The organism is Gordonia sp. NPDC003429, assembly GCF_053588575.1.
The window spans coordinates 151,141-171,710 of record NZ_JBSFQF010000006.1 but is presented as its reverse complement, the minus strand read 5'-3'; the positions used below and the strand labels follow the sequence as shown (position 1 = coordinate 171,710).

General features: G+C 68.6%; 18 protein-coding genes. 6 read left to right on the top strand and 12 right to left on the bottom strand.

The window, feature by feature from the left end; genetic code table 11:
* Positions 1–11 precede the first annotated feature (11 nt).
* A complete protein-coding gene (locus ACWDSI_RS09965) occupies positions 12–536 on the bottom strand; it encodes a DUF2599 domain-containing protein (protein ID WP_449756437.1) in 525 nt (174 codons plus the stop codon).
* A 41-nt stretch (positions 537–577) separates the two neighbouring features.
* Between ACWDSI_RS09965 and ACWDSI_RS09960 the strand changes: the two genes are divergently transcribed.
* The gene (locus tag ACWDSI_RS09960) at positions 578–1,711 is read left to right on the top strand and encodes a beta-mannosidase (RefSeq protein ID WP_449756436.1); all 1,134 of its coding nucleotides are present in this window, start codon (positions 578–580) and stop codon (positions 1,709–1,711) included.
* Between the two features lie 219 nt (positions 1,712–1,930).
* On the opposite strand, the gene ACWDSI_RS09955 is transcribed toward ACWDSI_RS09960, so the two are convergent.
* From ACWDSI_RS09955 to ACWDSI_RS09940, 4 genes are read right to left on the bottom strand one after another with little or no spacing between them, the layout of a single operon-like run.
* On the bottom strand, positions 1,931–3,619 hold the full coding sequence (locus ACWDSI_RS09955; protein ID WP_449746913.1) for an ArnT family glycosyltransferase: 1,689 nt from the start codon (positions 3,617–3,619) through the stop codon (positions 1,931–1,933).
* Positions 3,616–5,124, bottom strand: coding sequence for a glycosyltransferase (locus ACWDSI_RS09950; RefSeq protein WP_449746912.1), 1,509 nt, complete (start codon positions 5,122–5,124; stop codon positions 3,616–3,618). Before ACWDSI_RS09950 ends, ACWDSI_RS09955 begins: the two co-directional genes overlap by 4 nt.
* On the bottom strand, positions 5,121–6,659 hold the full coding sequence (locus ACWDSI_RS09945; protein WP_449756435.1) for a hypothetical protein: 1,539 nt from the start codon (positions 6,657–6,659) through the stop codon (positions 5,121–5,123). The genes ACWDSI_RS09950 and ACWDSI_RS09945 overlap by 4 nt, the downstream gene beginning before the upstream one ends.
* Positions 6,659–8,626 carry a hypothetical protein gene (locus ACWDSI_RS09940; RefSeq protein WP_449756434.1) on the bottom strand — a complete coding sequence of 656 codons (1,968 nt, stop codon included), beginning with the start codon at positions 8,624–8,626 and terminating at the stop codon, positions 6,659–6,661. The genes ACWDSI_RS09945 and ACWDSI_RS09940 overlap by 1 nt, the downstream gene beginning before the upstream one ends.
* 440 nt (positions 8,627–9,066) lie before the next feature.
* On the opposite strand from ACWDSI_RS09940, the gene ACWDSI_RS09935 reads away from it, so the two are divergent.
* On the top strand, positions 9,067–9,894 hold the full coding sequence (locus ACWDSI_RS09935; RefSeq protein ID WP_449756433.1) for an alpha/beta fold hydrolase: 828 nt from the start codon (positions 9,067–9,069) through the stop codon (positions 9,892–9,894).
* Here ACWDSI_RS09935 and ACWDSI_RS09930 read toward each other — a convergent pair.
* Positions 9,836–11,473 carry a carboxylesterase/lipase family protein gene (locus ACWDSI_RS09930; protein WP_449746908.1) on the bottom strand — a complete coding sequence of 546 codons (1,638 nt, stop codon included), beginning with the start codon at positions 11,471–11,473 and terminating at the stop codon, positions 9,836–9,838. The genes ACWDSI_RS09935 and ACWDSI_RS09930 overlap by 59 nt on opposite strands.
* A 51-nt stretch (positions 11,474–11,524) precedes the next feature.
* Here ACWDSI_RS09930 and ACWDSI_RS09925 point away from each other — a divergent pair, with 51 nt between their 5' ends.
* Positions 11,525–12,295, top strand: coding sequence for a LamB/YcsF family protein (locus ACWDSI_RS09925; RefSeq protein ID WP_449746907.1), 771 nt, complete (start codon positions 11,525–11,527; stop codon positions 12,293–12,295).
* A gap of 25 nt (positions 12,296–12,320) precedes the next feature.
* Here ACWDSI_RS09925 and rlmB read toward each other — a convergent pair whose 3' ends face one another.
* The 5 genes from rlmB to ACWDSI_RS09900 are packed head-to-tail and all read right to left on the bottom strand — an operon-like array spanning position 12,321 to position 16,379.
* Complete coding sequence (gene rlmB / locus ACWDSI_RS09920; protein ID WP_449746906.1) at positions 12,321–13,274, bottom strand: 23S rRNA (guanosine(2251)-2'-O)-methyltransferase RlmB; 954 nt, start codon at positions 13,272–13,274, stop codon at positions 12,321–12,323.
* A 14-nt stretch (positions 13,275–13,288) separates the two neighbouring features.
* A complete protein-coding gene (gene cysS, locus ACWDSI_RS09915; protein WP_449746905.1) occupies positions 13,289–14,677 on the bottom strand; it encodes a cysteine--tRNA ligase in 1,389 nt (462 codons plus the stop codon).
* A gap of 11 nt (positions 14,678–14,688) precedes the next feature.
* Positions 14,689–15,153: a 2-C-methyl-D-erythritol 2,4-cyclodiphosphate synthase gene (gene ispF, locus ACWDSI_RS09910; protein ID WP_449746904.1), complete on the bottom strand. Its 465-nt coding sequence runs from the start codon at positions 15,151–15,153 to the stop codon at positions 14,689–14,691.
* Complete coding sequence (ispD, locus tag ACWDSI_RS09905; RefSeq protein ID WP_449756432.1) at positions 15,150–15,878, bottom strand: 2-C-methyl-D-erythritol 4-phosphate cytidylyltransferase; 729 nt, start codon at positions 15,876–15,878, stop codon at positions 15,150–15,152. Before ispD ends, ispF begins: the two co-directional genes overlap by 4 nt.
* A 12-nt stretch (positions 15,879–15,890) precedes the next feature.
* Positions 15,891–16,379: a CarD family transcriptional regulator gene (locus ACWDSI_RS09900; RefSeq protein WP_419222544.1), complete on the bottom strand. Its 489-nt coding sequence runs from the start codon at positions 16,377–16,379 to the stop codon at positions 15,891–15,893.
* Between the two features lie 328 nt (positions 16,380–16,707).
* Here ACWDSI_RS09900 and ACWDSI_RS09895 point away from each other — a divergent pair, with 328 nt between their 5' ends.
* Entirely contained in the window at positions 16,708–17,388 is a 681-nt protein-coding gene (locus ACWDSI_RS09895) for a hypothetical protein (RefSeq protein WP_449756431.1), read from the top strand.
* A 66-nt stretch (positions 17,389–17,454) separates the two neighbouring features.
* Complete coding sequence (gene radA / locus ACWDSI_RS09890) at positions 17,455–18,834, top strand: DNA repair protein RadA (RefSeq protein ID WP_449756430.1); 1,380 nt, start codon at positions 17,455–17,457, stop codon at positions 18,832–18,834.
* A 9-nt stretch (positions 18,835–18,843) separates the two neighbouring features.
* Here the strand turns inward: radA and ACWDSI_RS09885 are convergent, their stop codons facing one another.
* Positions 18,844–19,449: a PaaI family thioesterase gene (locus tag ACWDSI_RS09885; RefSeq protein WP_449756429.1), complete on the bottom strand. Its 606-nt coding sequence runs from the start codon at positions 19,447–19,449 to the stop codon at positions 18,844–18,846.
* 19 nt (positions 19,450–19,468) lie between these two features.
* Here ACWDSI_RS09885 and disA point away from each other — a divergent pair, with 19 nt between their 5' ends.
* The gene (gene disA, locus ACWDSI_RS09880; protein WP_449746899.1) at positions 19,469–20,569 is read left to right on the top strand and encodes a DNA integrity scanning diadenylate cyclase DisA; all 1,101 of its coding nucleotides are present in this window, start codon (positions 19,469–19,471) and stop codon (positions 20,567–20,569) included.
* Position 20,570 lies beyond the last annotated feature (1 nt).

Genomic DNA, 20,570 nt, shown 5'->3' with positions numbered 1-20,570 from the left:
GCACGACGGCCTCACTCCTCGGGGCCACCGGGATTGCAGCGCGTGGCGATCATCTGCTGGCGATCCACCACGGGCCGGTCGGGTTCGATGTTCCAGCTCGGCTTGTCCGGCTCCACCGCCCGGGCGAAATCCCAGTGACAGTCGAATTGCGCCTGCATGCCGGGGGTGTTCGCCCCCGGCGCCAGCGCCAGCACCTCCGACCATGCCACCGCCGCCCCGTCGTCGGAGGTGCTCGCGCGCCCCGACGGGGTGGGATAGATCTGCAGACTCGGGCCCACGGCCGTGTCGACCCAGGTGACGTGGTCGATGTAGGGCGGCCGGTGGACCGGGTCGACGAAGGGTGTCGAGGTCGCGGTGGCCGGCGAGGGTGCGGTGACCACCGCGCTCTCGGTCTGCGGCGAGCTGGTGCCCGTCGAACCGGCCGGCGACGCCGAGTTGTCCGACGACGAGTTGTCCGACGACGAGCACCCGGCCGCGGTGGCCGCGCAGACGGCGATGGCAAGGGCGGTCGCGCCCAGCCGCCGACGGGGTGTCATTGCACCGACCGTAGCCGACGGCCGGGCGTATGCTCCGGCACATGGTCGGGTATTCGTTGCGCCAGTGGCGCAATGTGGCCGGGGTGTTGTGCATCGTCGGCGTGCTGTGCATGGCCGTCGCCTGCACCCGCCCCACCACACCGCACGGGTCGGCGACCTCGGGTGGCAACCGTCTCAAGGGACGGGTGACCACCACTTCGACCGGCCTCGTCCTCGACGGATCGCCGTGGTGGCCTAGCGGTTTCAACGCCTACCAGCTGGGCACCGACTGGTCGATCAACGTGGGTTGCGGCGCGATGGTCGATCTCGACGACTACTTCGGAAAACTGCCGCCGCGAGCCCTGACGCGGTTCAATCTCTATTCGGCCTTCGCCGTCCACCGCGACAGCGGACTACTCGATTTCTCCCGACTCGACGCCGTCTTCGCCGCCGCCGAACGCCACCACCAGATGGTGCTGCCCGTGCTGGCAGGCAGCAGCGGCGACTGTGAGGACGAGAAGTTCAAGGACCGCTCCTGGTACGAGAGCCGATGGCGCACTGCGCGCGGTCCCGGTGGTGTGACGTATTCCGACTGGGTGACCACCGCTGTTGACCGCTGGAAGGGCTCACCGGTGATCGCGGGCTGGGAGCCGGTGGGCGAGCCCGAGGCCAGCATCTGCGGCCCCGCCGGGTGCCACTGGCACGACCGGCTGTGCCCGCCGGGCGGCGCCGAGGTCCTCCGTCACTTCTTCGACGCGGTCGGTGCACAGCTGCGTGCGATCGATCCCGACCGCCCGATCTTCTCCGGCTTCGTCGGCGGTGATCAGTGCGGGCTGGCGGGCGCCGAGTTCGCGCGGGTGGCCGGCTCCGACGGCCTCGACGTGCTCGACTTTCATGATTACAGCGTCGACGGCGCCGCCGGCCCGGCGGGCAGCGATCTCCCGGCACGCCTGGCCCAGGCCCGAGAACTCGGGAAACCACTGGTGGTCAACGAGATCGGCATCAACGCCGGGAGTTGCCGCGGGGTTGCCCAGCGTGCACAGATGTTCCGGTCACGACTGGAGAACTATCGTTCCGCGGGAGTCGCGGGGGCGTTGCTGTGGGCGTTCGTCCCCGACCCGCGCCCGGACGAGTGCACCTTCGACATCGGGCCCGACGACCCGGCGTGGGACGTCGTGGACAAGACGATCACCTGAGTCGGCGGTGCGAAGACGACCTCATGTTTGCCGCGCGGGAGGGCCATCACCTTGACGGCGTCACACACAGCAGTCGGGAGACGTACAGAACGGGCGGCTCTGAGACACGCGGCCCGCACCAGCGCGGGTCGCGTTCACCAGAGGCGCCCATTCTGTACAGATTTCGCGGCACCACGCCACCATTCACCGCCACGCCGTTATTCACCACCACACCACTATTCAGCGCGGCACCGGCGACGTCACCCGATACACCCGCCAGTCGGGCAGGTCCGCGCCCTGATTGCGCGCCTCCAGCACCAACGCCGAGATCTGGGCACCGTTCTCGTAGAGCGTCGGGAAGCGGACGTTGAGTGCGTCGGAAGTGCCGCGGCCGTCCGACGGGACCGCCAGCATGTAGCGCACCCCATGCGCGGCCGGGTCGTTGAGAATCTCGGTGAAATCCTGATCCGAGGGGATCACGAATTGCTTGGGGTGCCGTGATTGGGCCACCACGCCGAACCCGTAGACCGTGTCGGTGAGCACGCTCCCCTCGGGAAGGTCGAGGCTGTCGAAGTACTCGGCGAGAAGACGTTCGGTGGAGAACGATCGCAAGATCTGCTGGGAGTCGAGGTAACGCTTGCTCGTCGAATCCGGTCGTGGACGGACCACCGCCGTGTACGCGAACTCCTGCGGCGCGAATTTCGGCGATCTCATGCCGAGCAGGGTCACCGGGATCGCGACGGCGACGACCGTGATCGCGACCGCCGCCGCGGCGACGTAGCGGCGACCGCGGCCTGCTCCGGGATCGACGGCCGGCTGCTGCGCACTTCGGCCGGGACGGCGCACCGGTTCGGCACGACGCGCAGGCACCACGAGCAGGGCCGTGACCGCCGACAGCAGGACCACGGTCAGGTAGAAGCGGAGGAAACCGAACGTCGAACCCCGTGCGTAACTGTAGATCTGGAACCCCAGCACCGCGCCGATGATCAACACAGGCACCGCCAGCGAGATCAACCGATTGCGATGTGCGCGAACCCAGACCACCAGGACGAGCAACAACCCGTACAGCGGGGCGAGGATGAGCAACTCGGTCGCCGAGAACCCGAGTGCCTGCAGCCCACCTGTCGATCCGGAGCCACCGGATTCGCGGATGATCGCCACGTTGCCGTACTCGGAGGTGAACTGGGCGAACAGGTTCCCGGTGATCAGCCAGCTCGCGAATGCCCACGCGATGAAGGCCACCGCGCTGGGCGCCGCGACGAGCACCATGTCGAGTAGACCCGCCTGGACCCGATCGCGCCGTCGCGACTCTCCACCGCGTGCGGCGCGCCGGTAGGTGAGGGCCGCGACGAAGATCCCGGTGACCAGCGCGGCGGCCGCGGCCTCGTACCGGGTGAGATAGGCGAGCCCCAACGCGACGCCCGCGACGATGAGTTCGTGCACGTCGTCGGTGTCGACCCAGCGGATGAGGCGTCGGATGGCCCACGCGAGGAAGAACAGATACGGGGCCTCGCTCATCCCGTTGGCGGCGTACATCACGATCATCGGGTCGATGGCGAAGCAGATCGCCACCGCGGCGGTCAGGTATCGCGGCACTCCCCGGTCGCGCGCGATGCCGGTCACCTGCACCACTGCGCCCGCCATGAACGCCGACGACATGATCACCGCCGACAACGAATCCGTGGTGACCTGCGGCCACCACGGCGACAGCGCGATCAGCGGCAACTGCACCACCGCGGTCAGCGGCGTGAAGATGAATCCGATCGCCGCGAGGTGGGGGTCGCGACTGAACAACACACTCTGCGCGGACTGCACCCGCGACAGCGAATCGCCGAAGTACACGTGGGCGAAGGCGGCGAAATACACCCCGATCGCGAGGTAGACCAGCCACGCTCCGAGAAAGATCCACAAGCCCGGGCGCCTGCTCACGTCGACGTCCCGTCGTTCGACGACAAGCCGTGTGCGGTCTTCTCCCAGTACGACGGGTTGAACAGCATCTGCCACATGCCCTTGATGGCGGCCACGCTCATCATCACCCAGTACAGCGGGACGATCAGACCCGACCACATCAGGCCCGGGCGCCCGTCCTCACGGATCGCGATCAGGGTCATGTAGATCGCGGCACTGTTGCCGACGATCAGCGAGATCAGCGCGAGATAGTAGATCGGCCCGGGGAACAGGTCGGCGATCACCGCGGGCTGACCGGCCAACCACACCAGCAGGATCAGCCAGAACACCATGTTGAGGCACGCGATCACCGGGGTGCCGGCGATCAGCAGGGTGAACCGGAGCCATCCCATGAAGCCGAGGGTGCGGTAGAGCTCCCTGGGTGTGCGCATGTGCACCAGCCAGGTCTGCATGTAGCCCTTGTACCAACGGGATCGTTGCCGAATCCAGTTGATGGGATCGACATTGGCCTCTTCGAGCGTCACCGAATCCAGCACCGCGGTGCGATAACCGTAGCCGGCGATCCGCACCCCGAGATCGGCATCCTCGGTGACGTTGAACGGGTCCCACGCGCCGATCTCGTCGAGCACCGCGCGGCGGAAGTGATTCGACGTGCCGCCCAACGGGATCGGCGCCTTACTCGCCATCATCCCGGGCAGCAGGTAGCCGAACCAGATGCCGTAGTCCGCGGTGAACCACTGGGTGAGGATGTTGTCGTAGACGTTGTGGAAACTCAGCTTTCCCTGGATACAGACCACTGAGTCGTCGTCGAGGTCGGCGAAGGCCGCGATCACCCGACGTAACTGCAACGGGTCGGGTTTGTCCTCGGCGTCGTAGATGGTCACGATGTCGCCGGTGGCGAAATGCAGACCGTAATTGCAGGCCTTCGGTTTTGTGCGCGGCTGTGCGGGCGGGGTCAGCACGACGGTGACGGAGTTGTTGCGCGACACCTCGTTTGCCGCCGCGATGGTCGGCTCGTCGTCTTCCTCGAGGAGCAGCAGCACCTGGAGTTTGTCGGCGGGGTACTCGAGCGATTCCACAGCCGCGATCAGCTGACCCACCACCTCGGGTTCACCGTAGGCCGGAACGAGGACGGTGTACGGCGGCAACTGGTCGTCGGGTATCGCCCGCGCCCGTTCGTCGGAGATCTTGATGGCGCCGTTGACCAGACCGCGCCGGAAGATCACCAGCCGGTCGAGCAGCGACAGAATGTAGCCGACGGTGGCGATGGAGACCAGCGTGGCGGCGGTGCCGACGGTCCAGAACACGAAGCAGATCACCAGCACGACGACGATCGCCGCGCCGATGATCTTCTGGCCGCGGCTGAACGCGATCGACGCCGACTTCTGCGGGTTGCGCGTACGCAGCCCGTTGACCGCGTCGTCGAGCGCGGCTTGCCGGTAGGATTCGTCGGACAGACGTTGCGCGACAGTCGAATTGACGTCCACCACGGATTCGGAGCGCGCGCCGGACTGTTTGTCGGTCACGATGCCCCTGCCTGCGGTATGGACGCCACCTGCGCGTCGATGAGGTCGTTGGCGGCACCGACCAGCAGTGCCTCGTCCTTCAGATTCGGCTTGAGGTCCTCGACCACCGAATTGCCACGCAACACGGCGGTGACGAGCGTGTTGAGGTTCTGCACCACGGTGAGTTTCGGCTCGGGGAACGGCGCCCAGGTCTCGTGGTTGTCGACGGCCCAGAGGGTCACCTGCTGGGTGTAAGTACCGTTGTTCCATTCCCACCACAGCAGGTTGTAGGTGAGATAGTTGGTGTCGTCGACGACCGTGAACACGCGGCCGGTGACGTTGTGCGCCAGCGGGATCTGCTTGCGCGGACTGATCCGGTCGCCGACGAGGTCGTAAATGAAGATCAGCGGATACAACTGCAGCGCAGCCGGTCTGGCGGTCTCGATGCTGTCGGCCACCACCTTGCGGGGTCGTGCGAACTTGTCGAACGCCGGATCCCCGTCGCGCTGTACCAGTTCTTGGCGCACCAGCAGCGAATTCGGCCCGTAGAGCCGGGACACCCAGTCGTACTCCCGCGCTCCGGTGAGTTGCACCCAGTCGGACGGCACGGTCAGGGGTGGGCGGGTGTTCAGTCCGGGAACGTAAACACTCGGCGGCCCGTCCAGCGGTGGTACCCGGACGAAGAACGAGAGCACGGTGACCACCAGCAGGCAGGCCCACGGTCCGCGGCCCACCTGCGCCACGGCCGGCGGGTAGAGGGGCCTGTCGAACGGACGGGGCGAAGCATTGCGCCGCCGAGCGACATAGGCGACCACCCCGGTGACGAGCACGCAGCCCACGGGCGGCAGGGTCTGAAAGACCCAGGTGGGCGCGCTCGGATGGACGAGCTGGACGGCGAAGAGCAGGATGACGCCCACCCCGCCGGCGATGAGCCCGCCGGCCACCGCCAGGCGGCGCGTGCGACCAACCGCGATCATCGATGCCATGACGGCGAGGATGACCATCGCCGCTCCCGCGGCGAACGGTGTGCCCCCCAACATGAGCAGCGCCAGGATGCGCATCGGGATCGGGAACACCGACAGCCCGAGGAGCCACACCCAGCGGTACCGTGCCACCGGTCGCAGTCCGAACAGCAGGACCGAGGCGCCCAGGACGAATCCCCACAGTCCGAGCAGGTCCAGGTGGGTGACGAAATAGATTCCGCCGGTGAACCGTGGGGCCAGCAGTGCGTCGGTGCTCAGCGACAGGCCCAGCAGGATGACGCCGACGATGACATCGGTCTGCCGGTCGTAGATCGGCAGCTCGGGACCACGGCGCAGGGTCACACCGTAGGCGGCCATCGCGGTCAGCAGCAGCGCCGCCGGCACGTAGGTGATCACCGTCTGCGACCGTATTCCCTGGAGCACCGAGTCCAGGTGGCTCCAGTAGGCGATCACCGTGGCCGCCACGAGGATCACCCAGCGGACGGCCAAGACCCGGACGGTGTGTTCACCCTGCCGATGGCCGTGGTCGGGCGGATCGTGGGACGCCTCGACCGGGGCTGTCGCCGCCGTCATCACGCTGCGTCGTCGGGGGTGTCGGGCTCGTCGGCCCGCCGTCGCCGCAGCGTGAGCGCCGCGACCAATGCGGCCAGCACCAATCCGCCGGCCACCACACCGACCGCGACCGCCCAGCCCCAGTCGTGCGACGACGACGGGGCTTGTCCCAGCGCGTCACTCGACAGGTAGACCGGATCGTTGCCCGCGACCTTGAGTGCGGCATCACCGATCGCCGTCGACCACCGGTCACTCGATCCCAACCACACCAGCAGCGCGTCGAGGTCGGCGGCATCGTTGGTCGAGGTGGCCACCACGATGCTGCGGTCACCGGATCGGGTGACCTGAACCGAACCGAACTCGACCTGCGGCGACAGCGTCACCTTGCTGGTGGCTCCCGACCCCGACGACACCGACACCGTCCCGGAGTTCTCGGTGACCGGGAGGTTCAGCCCGCCGGGCAGGCCGGTGCCGTCCGCGGCGATGATCAGGGCGGGTTGCGACGACGACGCGGCGTCGGACACCGAGACCACGTCGACGCCCACCGGGACCGCCGACAGTCGCTGCTGGGCAGTCATGATCGATACGGCGCGGGAGACGTCGGGCACGTCACCCTTGGTCCACGCCACCTGGGTCCGGGGCATCAGGGCCTGCGGCAGCGAACCGAACCCGGGCGGCACCGGCGGGTCGGCGGGCTCGGATTTGATCTCGCCCGACGCCGACACGCTCAGCGAACTGCGTACCCCGTTGCCACAGCCTTCGCGTAGATCGCCGCGCTGCAGGGTGACGGTGAGATTGTTGAACCGCTCGAGCTGGTTGTCGGGAAGGGTCACCCACTGATTGAAGGTGCCCGAGCTGTCGGTGGGGATGGTCGCGATGACATCGTCGCCGAGTGTCACCGACAGCACACCCGTCGAGCCCGACGGCCCGGGCGTGTACGAGCCGGTGAGCTGCACCCGGATGTTGCGCGAAGGTCGCGCCAGGCGGGTCTGATCGATCCCGATCGACACCGACGGCCACGCCGCCGATGTCACCGTCTGGTTGGTGATACCCAGGTCGGCGAGCGTCTGGACATTGGGCGCCAACTGCGGCGCGAGGTTCAGCGTGCCGGCGACCGCCGCGGAGCTCTGAGCGATCGGCGCGAGGTTGGACGTGAGGAACTGCGCCTGCGCCGAGAGTTGGGACGCCGGACCACCCAGCAACAGGTAGGGCGCACCGCCCGGCGATGTCCGCAGCGTGAGACCGGGCGGCGCCGACGTGTTGACGACGATCTGACGCTCCAGCGGTCCCGGGGTGTCCGGTGGTGTCAGGGTGCCGCGAGGCAGCGAACGCACCTCGATGCCGAAGTCCGCGGTTCCGTAATTGCCGGCGACGGCGGTGGCCAACTGGACTGCGGCAGCCCCCTCCACTTGCTGCACGTCGTCGGGCAGGTAAATCGCCAGATTCCGCAGGATCGGCGGCAGGAACGAGGCCACGGTCTGCGGAATCGCCTCGCGCCCGGTGAATGCGACGGTGGCATTGCGGATGCGGAATCCCTGGTCGGGGTCGAATTGGCAGGTCCCGTCCACCGTCAGGTACGAACGAAGAGTCAATGCGGCCGCATTCTGCTCCACGTCGACACCGCGCAGGGGCAACGCGATCGGAGCATTGGGTGCCCGCGAGATCGGTGTGCGCGAGAGAACCCGGTCACCCTGCACCACGTCGACCTCGCCGCCGGTGACGAACGGGGGTACATCGGTCACGCCGCTCAGGACATCCGGCGAGAGATCCTGCGGCACCGGCAACGTGAGGCTGGCCTGACCCTGCTGACCGCTGAAGGTCAAGGTCGGGGACACCCCGACGGCCTGCAGCGACAGCGGCGGTGGCGGGTCGCCCGGTGCGGCCGATGCACGTGGAACGCCGGCGAGCGCCATTGCACCGAGGAGCAGGAAGACCGCGGACAGTGCCGTGGGGATCTTGAGTGAGTGTCGCGCGCGTCGAATGGTCATCGAGTCCTCTGTCGAAGCCGAACACGGAATCGTCGACAACCCACTTACCGCCGCTGATGAGCCCGTGTCTTCACAAACCTGTCTTCACAAAACCTGTCTTCACAAAACCGCTGTTTCCCTGACCAGAGGCTTCACCCATCTATTGGTGAACTCACACGTCGGCATATCCACGAAACCGCATGCAACCAAAGTCCTTCGTCCCCACGCTACTCAACGCGGCTTGATGGCGTAGCGCAACTGTCGCTCCGCGGGCGCGGCGTGGTCGTTTCGCGCCTTTCGGGTGCGCAGCGTTGCCGTTTCGAGTCCGATCCGTGTCCGTTCGGCTGCGATTTCTCTGGGACCATGGGCGCCATGTCTGCGCTCAGCCACACCTGGTTTCGTCGTGTCCGGAGGCCGAGCGCTGCCCCGCGGAACACGCACCTCCCGGTGGTGGTGCGGGCATGATCGGAACGCGACCCGGTTCTGGCCATTCGGCGCTGCGAGCGGGTGAACGCATCGACGGCGGCAGCTATCTCGACATCGACGGTCGCCTCGTCTGGCACTTCGAGTCCGGTGATCCGCACGGTCACCCGACGGTCCTGGTGCACGGTGCCTACGCGTCGGCGGCCACCTGGGGAGCACAGATCTCGGAGTTCGCCGACTCCGGGTTGCACGTCTTCGTGCCCGAGCGAAGCGGACACGGGCACAGTCCGGACCGGGCCGGGCCGTACACGTTCGACGACATGACCGATCAGGTCATCGGCTATCTGGACCGGGTGATCGGCGGACCGGCGCACCTGGTGGGCTGGAGCGACGGTGGCGTCGTGGTCTTACGCATCGCGCTGCTGCGCCCCGACCTGGTGCGCCGGGTGGTCGCCACCTGCAGCTACGTGAACCTCGACGGCGCCGCGCCGTCGGACTTCATAGAGCGCGCCGCGCGGCGCGAGCCGTCCATCGTCGACTTCGTGCGGGCCGGATTCCTCGAATCGTCACCGGACGGACTCACCGAGTTCGACGAGATCTACGACAAGACGCTGGACCTGCTGAGCTCCGGCCCGCACTATCGGGTCGACGACTTCGCCGGGGTGAGCGCGCCGACCCTCGTCGTCGCCGCCGACCGCGGGGTGGTGCGTCTCGAGCACGCCACCGCGCTGGCGCGGGTCATGCCCCGGGGTCGGCTGGCGGTATTGCCCGGCACCCACATCCTCCCGGTGGAATCGCCGGAGTTGTTCAATCCCCTGGTGTTGTCGTTTCTCGCTGCGGATCCGCCGAGTCACTGGGAACCGTGACCACCGGTTCCCGCCCGGTGTCACCACCGGGCGGGGTGGCGTGTGCCCGCTGCCACGCCGCGCGGCGACCGGCATCGGGGTCGGCTTCCACCTGGTCGTGCCGGTCGATCACGAGAATCTCGCGGTCGGCGTCGACGTAGCGCGGCCAGTCGTCGCCGGGGATGCCCGTGCGGGCGAATCCGCCCCACCGCGACTGCACGTCGGCGGTGACGCGCCCCGCATCGCGCCAGTCGCCCACCGCGAGTCCCACGCCGAGCGGGAGCCGGTAGGCGCCGAAGACGGCGAACAGTTCGGTGGCATGTGTGGCCCCCACGCCGGCGAGGTCGAGAGCCCGGGTCGAGAAGTCGAAGCGGTAGACGTAGGTGGGTGCGGTGGCGCTGTGCGCGTCGGCGAAAGTGATGGTCGGCGCCCAGAAGGTGGCGTCGGCGGATAGCCGCAGCCGGTCGGCGGCGCCACCCTCGTACTCGCCGATCACCTCGTCGCGGGCACCGGCGTCCTCCACCCGCACCAACGCTCGTTCGGCATCGGGCAGCATGTTGAAGAACTTGTCGAACAGCTTGCCCTCGTCGCGATTGGTGCCGATCACGAGCGGAACCGGATGGGTGCCGCCGTGGCGCGCCGCCACCAGCGGCAGCGCGGGCAGCAGTTCACCTCCGGCCACCGGTCCGAACGGAACCGGTGCCATCAGGTCGGCGTGACGCGCGAAACGCATCAGCCGATTGCCCGCGCGGAAAATCTCGGCCGGTTCGGCGCCGTCGAGCAATTCGCGTGCCCGCGCTGGGTCGATCGGCTCGCCACGGTCGGCGACGGAGGAGGCACGCCGCGTGGGATCGGCCAGGATACGCACAAACTCGTCGGCGTAGATGGCGGCTTCGTGTTTGGCGACGATGAGGTCGGGTGCCGGGCTCTCGGCGATGGCCCGGTGGAACAGTCCCGCCGCGGCCGGGGTGGACAGCAGGGCCAGCACCGAACTGGCGCCCGCGCTCTCGCCGAACACCGTCACGTTGTCGGGGTCGCCGCCGAAGGCGTCGATGTTGCGCTGCACCCAGCGCAATGCGGCGAGATGGTCGGCGAGACCTGGGTTCTCGGCGAAGGTGCGCTCAGGAGTCGAGTACCCGCTGAAGTCGAGCATCCCGAAGGCGCCGAAGCGGTACTGCACGGTCACCACCACCACGTCCTGTGACCGTGCCAGCAGCGAGGCGTCGTAAAGCGGGGTGGCGGTGGTGCCCAGGATGTACGCGCCACCGTGGATGAACACCATCACCGGCCGGGGTGCGGTGGAGGCGGTCTCCGGGGAGAACACGTTGAGGGTGAGACAGTCTTCGCTCATCGGCTGGTAGCGGCCGGGCGCGATGGCCGCGAAGCGTCGCTCCTGAATCGCTGCGTCGCCGAAACGGGTGCAGTCACGCACCCCGGGCCAGGCCAGCACCGGCTGCGGGTCGGCGAACCGGCCGCCACCCACCGGTGGCGCCGCGAAGGGAATGCCGCGCCAGCTGATGGTGCCGCGTCGCAGGCGCCGGCCCCGCCGGCCGCGTACGAGTCCGTCTGCGGTGCGCACCGTCATGTCGAGCAAGGTCATCGTTCCAACCTAACGAACGACGATCCGGTGTGAGCCACCTACCATGGCGGCATGACCGACGGCGCGATCACCGATGACGGTGGGACGTCCATCGACCTCAACGCCGACCTCGGTGAGGGCGTCGGCGACGACGAGGCGATGCTGACGCTGGTGACCAGCGCGAACATCGCGTGCGGCTTCCACGCGGGCACCCCGGCCGAGTTGCTGGCCACCTGCCGCGCGGCCGTCGAGTCCGGGGTGCGGATCGGGGCGCAGGTGTCCTACCCCGACCGCGCGGGTTTCGGTCGACGTTTCATGGACATCGCGCCCGCCGAACTCACCGCCGACATGCTGTATCAGATCGGTGCGCTCGAGGCGATCGCACGATCCGCCGGCGGGTCGGTCAGTTACGTGAAACCCCATGGCGCGCTGTACAACACGATCGTCAACCACGAACGGCAAGCCGCTGCGGTGGTGGCCGCGATGCGCGAGTACGACGGGTCGCTGGCGCTGATGGGCCTGCCCGGATCGCAGGTGCTGCGCGCGGCGTCGGACGCGGGTATCCCCATCATCACCGAGGCATTCGCCGACCGCGCCTACACGCCCGAGGGCACGCTGGTGCCGCGTACCGAGGCCGGGGCGGTACTCGCCGACAGTGCGCAGATCGCGGGCCGGGTGGTGGAGCTGGTGCAACGCGGAACGTTGACGGCCGTCGACGGGTCGACGATCCGGGTGCGTGCGGAGTCGGTGTGCCTGCACGGCGACACCCCGGGCGCGGTGGCCCATGCCCGTGCGGTCCGAGACGCGCTGGTCGGGGCCGGAATCGGAGTGCGGACGGCGTGACGCCCGGGGAAGGGCCGGGCGGTCCTCAGACGTGGCGGCGCTGGCGGGCGAACTCGGCGAGCACCACGCCCGCGGCCACCGACGCGTTGAGGCTCTCCACGTCGCCGGCCATCGGGATGGACAGGATGGAGTCGCAGGTCTCGCGGACCAGCCGCGACAGCCCCTTGCCCTCGGAGCCGACGACGATCACCGTCGGCCCGGTTCCGTCATAGTCGTCGAGGCTCATCGCGCCCTCGGTGTCGAGGCCGACGATCTGAGCGCCGGTTGCCGCCCAATCCTTCAGTGTCCGAGTCAGATTGGGTGCCTGCGCCACCGGCAGCCGTGCCGCGGCGCCGGCACTGGTGCGCCAGGCCACGGCGGTGACACTGGCGCTGCGGCGCGCCGGGATGAGCACACCGTGACCGCCGAAAGCGGCCACCGAGCGGATCACCGCACCCAGGTTGCGCGGGTCGGTGATGTTGTCGAGCGCCACCAGTAGCGGCGGCGTGCCACTCTCGATCGCGGCAGCCATGAGGTCGTCGGGGTGCGCGTAGGAGTATTCGGGAACCTGCAGGGCGATGCCCTGATGCAACCCGTTGGCCGACAACCGGTCCAGCTCCGGCTTGCCCACCTCGAGGATCGCGATGGCGTGGTCACCGGCGATCTTCACCGCCTCGGCCACGCGGTCGTCGGGTTCGGAGTTGGTCGCCAGATACAACGCGGTCGCGGGCACCCCGGCGCGCAGGCATTCGAGCACCGGGTTGCGACCCAGCACGTATTCGGGACCGTCGTCCTTGCGTCGCGGACCGGGCCGCCCCGCAACGTTTTTCGAGTTGGCCTTGGCCCGCTTGTGCGCCGGGTGATACGGACGGTCGACGGCCTTCGGCGTGGCGCCGCGACCCTCGAGCCCGCGTCTGCGCTGACCGCCGGAGCCGACGGTCTGCCCCTTCTTGGAACCCGACTTGCGTACCGCACCGCGGCGCCTGGAGTTGCCTGCCATTGCGTACCCCTGCCCTACTGACCCTTGAGTGCCCAGGTGGGCCCGTCGGGAGTGTCGGTGACCTCGATTCCCGCTTCCGACAACCGATCCCGCACGGCGTCGGCGGTCGCCCAGTCTTTCTCCGCACGCGCTTGCACCCGGCGACGCAACTCGGCGTCGACGAGCACGTCGAGCGCCGACATCGCCGACGAGTCGTCGCCGGTTTCGGCCCAGTGCGCGTCGAGCGGGTCGACGCCGAGCACACCCATCATCGCGCGTACCGAGGCGGCCGCGGCCAACGCGGCCTCGCCGTCACCGGATTCCAGTGCCGTATTACCTTGTCGCACAACGTTGTGAACGATCGCCAGTGCCGCCGGCACCCCGAGGTCGTCGTCGAGTGCGGCCGCGAAATCGGGGTGCACCTCGCCGACGGACACGTCACCGGCACGCGAGGCGACGCGGTCGATGAACGACTCGACCCGACGGTATCCGGCGGCCGCCTCGGTGAGGGCGCCGTCGGAGTACTCCAGCATCGAGCGGTAATGGGCGCTGCCCAGGTAGTACCGCAGTTCGACGGCCCGCACCCGTTGGAGCATCGCCGGGATCGACACCACGTTGCCCAGCGACTTGCTCATCTTCTCGCCGCCCATGGTGACCCACCCGTTGTGCAGCCAGTACCGCGCGAACGGGTCCCCGGCGCCGTGCGCCTGCGCGATCTCGTTCTCGTGGTGCGGAAACACGAGATCCATTCCGCCGCAATGAATGTCGAACTCAGGACCGAGGAGCGACGTGGCCATCGCGGAGCATTCGAGATGCCAGCCCGGCCGCCCCCGGCCCCACGGCGTGGGCCACGACGGTTCGCCGGGCTTGGCCGCCTTCCACAGGGTGAAGTCGCGGGGATCGCGTTTGCCCTCCCCGGCACTCTCCCCCTGGTGCACGTCGTCGAGGCGATGGCCGGAGAGTTGGCCGTAGTCGGGCTGGCTGAGCACGTCGAAGTAGACGTTGCCCTGCGCGGCGTAGGCGTGGCCACGGTCGATGAGCCGCTCCATGTACTCCACCATCTGCGTGATGAAGCCGGTGGCTCGCGGCTCGCCGGACGGCGGCAGCACCCCGAGGGCGTCATAGGCCGCGGTGAACTCCCGCTCGTGGGTGGCCGCCCACTCCCACCACGGACGTCCCGCGTCGGCGGCCTTGCGCAGGATCTTGTCCTCGATGTCGGTCACATTGCGGACGAACAGCACGTCGTTGCCGCGGTATTCGAGCCAACGGCGCAACACGTCGAAAGCGATGCCGCTGCGCACGTGACCAATGTGGGGAACGCCCTGCACGGTGGCGCCACACAGGTACACCGTCACTCGTCCGGGGCGCAGCGACTCGAAGTCGCGCACCTCGCGGGCAGCGGTGTCGTACAAGCGCAGGGTCACGACGTGCGATTCTACCGGTCGTCGAGCAGGGCGGTGGCCACGGCCGCGACACCCTCGCCCCGACCGGTCATGCCCAGCCCGTCGGTCGTGGTCGCCGACACCGACACCGGCGCGCCGAGCGCGTCACCGAGCACCTGCTGCGCCTCGGCGCGGCGGGGACCGATCTTCGGTCGGTTGCCGATCACCTGGACGGCCCCGTTGACCACCGTGTATCCGGCTTCGGAGACGAGTTGCGCCACGTGGGCGAGCATCCGCACCCCCGACACGCCCGCCCACTCGGGTCGCCCGGTGCCGAATACCGAACCGACGTCCCCGAGGCCGGCGGCCGAGAGCACCGCGTCGCAGAGTGCGTGGGCGCCCACGTCGCCGTCGGAGTGTCCGGCGCAGCCGGGTGTGTCCGGAAAGAACAGGCCCACCATCCAGCACGGCGACTCGGGGTCGACGACGTGTGCGTCGGTACCGATGCCGACCCTCATGATTCCGCCCACTCTCGTGACCCGGTCGCGGTCGGGGCGCTCGCCTCGGCCACCACGATGTCTCGCGCGATCCGCAGATCCCACGGCGTGGTGATCTTCAGTGCGAGGGGATCACCGGCGACGACGTGCACGGCGATGCCGCAGCGTTCGGCCAGACCGGCATCGTCGGTGGCCAGACCGGAAGCGTCCGCGTGCGCGCGGTCGAGGGCGTCGCGGGTGAAGCCCTGCGGTGTCTGGATGGCGCGCAACGGTTCGCGGTCGACGGTCCGGATCACCGATTGGGCTCCGTCGGTGCCGGGAGCACCGACCTGCTTGAGGGTGTCGGCGACGGGAAGTCCGGGCACCACGGCACGATGGCCCGCGGCGACGGCGGCGATGACACGCTCGAACACCGCGGCCGGGGTGAACGGCCGGGCGGCGTCGTGCACGAGCACCACGTCGACGTCGTCGGGGAGTGCGTCGATCCCGGCCCGGACGGATTCGGATCGGTGAGCACCACCGGCCACCACCAGCACGTCGTCACCGACAAGGCGTGACGCGTCGGCCACGAGGTCGGCGGGCACCACCACGACGACGGTCGAGGCGACACCGGCCGCCCGCACACCGTCCACACACCACTGCAGAATGGTGCGGGAGCCGACGTCGACGAACGCCTTGGGTACCGGCTCACCGAGCCGGGTGCCCGATCCCGCGGCGGGGATCACCACTCCGACGGTCGGCATCATCGACGCCGCTCGTCAGGACGCGGCGGCCAGGACCTCGTCGAGAATGGTGGTCGCCTTCTCGTCGTCGGTGTTCTGGGCCAGCGACAGCTCGTCGACCAGCACGCGACGAGCACGGGTCAGCATGCGCTTCTCCCCCGCGGACAGGCCACGGTCCTGCTCGCGGCGCCACAGGTCACGCACGATCTCGGCGACCTTGATGATGTCGCCGGAGATCAGCTTCTCCTGATTCGCCTTGAATCGGCGGGCCCAGTTGGTGGGCTCCTCGGTGTGGGGCGCGCGTAGTACCTGGAAGACCTGATCGAGTCCCTCTTCGCCGACGACGTCGCGTACGCCGACGTATTCGAGCTTGGTGGAGGGAATCTGGACCGTCATGTCACCATCGGCAACCTTGAGGACGAGGTATTCGATCTGCTCACCCTTGATGGTCCGGGTCACGATGTCTTCGACCCGGGCAGCACCGTGATGGGGGTAGACAACGGTGTCGCCAACTTTGAAATTCAATGTTCCATGCCCCTTTCGAGTAGGGCCAGTCTAGCACGGGGGTGTTTTGGGGCACACCCAACGGTGCAGGTCAACGCCCTACACGCTCGTCGGCGTGGGTGTTCGGGCTGGTGCGGGCCGCTCCCATAACAGGGGTTGAGGTCACGCGCAAGACCTGGTTGCACACGCCACCTGACCCGCCCTCGCGGCGGCACCCGAACGCGGGCCGGGACGACTCGTCGGGACCAATCTGGCACCCCGTCGGGCTTTTGGGTGCCCGGCCCACTACGCTGCGTAGTGCAGGGTTCGCGCGGGCGCGATTCGGCTTTCGATCTCCTGGGAGGAACAGGTGTCTGTGTCATCTCGAAATGGGTTGCCCCAGCCGGGCAGTCGGCGTGTGCGCCGGCTGGCGCAGGCCACCGCCGTGGCCGCCGCCGGGATCGCCATCGCGCTCGGCACCACCGGGTGCGGCGCCGGACAGATCTCCCAGACCGCCAACCAGCTCCCCGCGGTCAACGGCGCCAACGCCAACCTGGGCCAGATCGAGTTGCGCGACGTGCAGATCATCTACCCCACCGACAACGCGGCCGAGGTGTTCGACAAGGGCGGTCCGTTCCAGCTCTCCTGGGTCATCGCCAACGGCAGCGACACCAACACCTATCGCCTTCTCAACGTCACCGCCAAGCAGGGCACGGTCACTCTGAGCGGCAAGTACGACATCATGCCCGGCAAGTCGCTGCGCGCCGGCTATCCCGCCGCGCTGATCGCGCCCCAGAACGCCGCCGACGCCGAGAAGCGGATGACCGCCACCCTCGACGGCACCGGCGACACCGTCGCCGTCGGACTGACCACCCCGCTCACATTCACCTTCGCGCAGGTCAACCCCGACGGGTCGACGGTTCCCGCCGGCGACGTCACCGTGACCACGCCGGTCGATTCCGGAACCCTGCTGACGCGGCAGGACAAGGTCCGCGAGGCCGAGCAGCCCGCCGACGAACACGCCTACGAGCAGGAACTGCCCGGGCACTGATCGTCGATCGCCGACGTTCGGGGGCGCTTGACCCGAGTTGTCCGTGGCCGCCTCTAGGCTGACGCTGTGGCCAAAACGAAAACCTCCTTCCGCTGCAGTGCCTGCGGTCATCAGGTGGCCAAATGGGTGGGCCGCTGCCCCGACTGCGGCGAGTGGGGCACCGTCGACGAGTCGGTCAGCGCGGCCCCGGCGGCCGCGTCGCGGCACGCCGCGGTGGCCCCGTCGAGTCCGGCGCTGCCGATCACGCGGGTGGATGCGGCCGGCTCGGTCGCCATCCCGACCGGGGTCGGTGAATTCGACCGCGTGCTCGGGCGTGGCGTGGTTCCCGGATCGGTGATCCTGCTGGCCGGTGAACCCGGCGTCGGCAAGTCCACGCTGCTGCTCGAAACGGTCAAACACTGGGCGCGCGGCGGGCGACGAGCGCTGTATCTGACCGGCGAGGAGTCCGCCGGTCAGGTGCGGATGCGCGCCGAGCGCACCGACGCCGTGCACGAGAACGTCTATCTGGCCGCCGAAACCGACCTGGCCACCATCCTCGGACACGTCGACGCGGTGGCGCCGAGCCTGCTCGTCGTCGACTCGGTGCAGACCGTCGTGGCCGCGGGCACCGACGGCGTGACCGGCGGGGTGACCCAGATCCGCGCGGTCACCACCGCGCTGGTGTCGCTGGCAAAGAACCGCGGGATCGCGGTGGTGCTCGTGGGGCACGTCACCAAGGACGGCGCGGTGGCCGGCCCGCGGTCACTCGAGCACCTCGTCGACGTCGTGCTCTCCTTCGAAGGCGACAAACACTCCGCGCTGCGGATGGTGCGCAGCATCAAGAACCGGTTCGGCGCCGCCGACGAGGTGGGCTGCTTCGAACAACGTTCCGACGGCATCCACGAAGTGCCCGATCCGTCGGGAATGTTTCTGCACCAACGTGATTCGGATACCCCCGGTACGGCGAACATGGTCACGATGGACGGCCGGCGGGCGTTGGTCGGCGAGGTGCAGTCGCTGTCGAATCCGACGACGATGGCCAATCCGCGCCGCGCGGTGTCGGGGTTGGATCAGCCGCGCGTGCTGATGGTGCTGGCCGTGCTGCAGGCCCGGATGAAGATGCCGCTGCACGAACGGGAGATCTACGTCGCCACCGTCGGCGGCATGCGCGTCACCGAACCCGCCGCCGATCTGGCGATCGCACTGTCGGTGGCATCGGGTCAGCGCGGCATGGTGATCCCGCATACGACGGTCGCGATCGGCGAGGTGGGCCTGACCGGCGAGGTGCGCCGGGTGACGTCGGTGGGACGGCGGGTCGCCGAGGCCGCACGACTCGGCTTCCGGCATGCGATCGTGCCCGAGGCCACCGACGACGAATTGCCGTCGGGCATGCGGATCAGCCGGGCGCGCGACGTGGAATCGGCCATCGCGGCGGCCACGCTCACCGTCGTCGACGCCTCGTTCTGAGCGGTCGCGCTACGGCCGCGACAGCCGTCGCTTGTGCTCGTCGGAGAGTCCGCTGTTGGCGAGGTGGTCGGCGAAGTGGTCGCGGGCGTCGATGGTGACGAAAATGCTGTGCCCCACGGCAACCGGCTGCTGCGGGTCGCCGAGGTGGCCGATGGCCTCGACGTAGATCTTGCGCCGCTGTTTGCCGAGGATGCGCGCCCGCAGATACAGCGTGGAACCGATGGGCACGGGTGCGATGAAGTCGACCTCGAGATGCACGGTGATCGCGGCAGGCCCCACGAGCAGCGGGGCGGTGCCCATCACCTCGTCCATCGCCGTGGACAGGATGCCCCCGTGGATGACGCCGGGACCGCCTTCCATCCGCGGTTCCACCGTCATCTCGGTCTCCACGGCGAATTCCTCTTCCACACTCTCTTCTGGCGCACTCTCTTCTGCCGCGCGCACCACCAGGTGAAGTCCCTGCGCGGAGTCCGCCCCGCAGCCGAAACACAGCGGATTGTGCCTACGGATGGGTTCGCCCGGCGCGGGCGCTTTGGGGTGCCGCTGCAGCGGGTCGAGGTGGGCGGGCACCGCGAACTCTGTTCTCACGTGCCGATACCCTAGTCTCGCGATCATCGGTGAAGGGAGGCCGGGCATGCCCGAGGTGGTGCGGACCGAACACGGCGCACGCTCGGAGCTGACGCGCGAGACACTCGCCCGCGTGGCTCCCGGCACGGGCCTGCGCGACGGGCTCGAACGCATCCTGCGCGGCGGCACCGGCGCACTCATCGTGATCGGTCACGATTCCGACGTCGAGAAAATCTGTGACGGCGGCTTCCATCTCGACGTCGAATTCGCCCCCACGCGGCTGCGCGAGCTCGCGAAGATGGATGGCGCGGTGGTGCTCTCCACCGACGGCAAGCGCATCGTGCGCGCCAACGTGCAGCTCGTGCCCGACCCGTCCATCCCGACCGAGGAGTCGGGCACCCGGCACCGAGCGGCCGAACGCACCGCCATCCAGACCGGACATCCGGTGATCTCGGTGAGCGCGTCGATGTCGATCGTCAGCGTCTACGTCGACGGGCAACGCCGGGTGGTGGAGAGTCCCGACCCGATCCTGTCGCGCGCCAACGTGGCCCTGTCGACCCTCGAGCGGTACAAGGCCCGGCTCGACGAGGTGAGCGCCACACTGTCACGGGCGGAGATCGAGGACTACGTGTTGCTGCGCGACGCGATGTCGGCGGCCCAGCGGATGGAGATGGTGCGCCGCGTGTCGGTGGAGATCGACGAGTACGTGCTCGAACTCGGCGTGAACGGCAGGCAGGTGAGCCTGCAACTCGAGGAGCTCATCGCCGAGAACGACACGAAACGCGAACTGCTGGTGCGCGACTACTACGCCGGTCCCGAACCGGCGACCACCGAAGAGGTCCGCGCCACCCTCGAGGCGGTCGAGGGTCTCTCCGACGCCGACCTGCTCGACCTCACGCTGCTCGCCGGTGCGTTCGGCTACCCCACCACGATCGAGGCCCAGGACACCGCGATGAGCCCGCGTGGCTACCGGCTGCTCGCGGGCATCTCGCGGCTGCAATTCGCCCACATCGACCGTCTGGTGCGCAGCTTCGGCACACTGCAGGCGCTGCTCGCGTCGTCGGCGGCCGACCTGCAGGCCGTGGAAGGGATCGGCAGCATCTGGGCGCGACACATCCGTGAGGGACTGTCGCGGCTCGCCGAGACGAGCATCGAACGCTACGACTAGT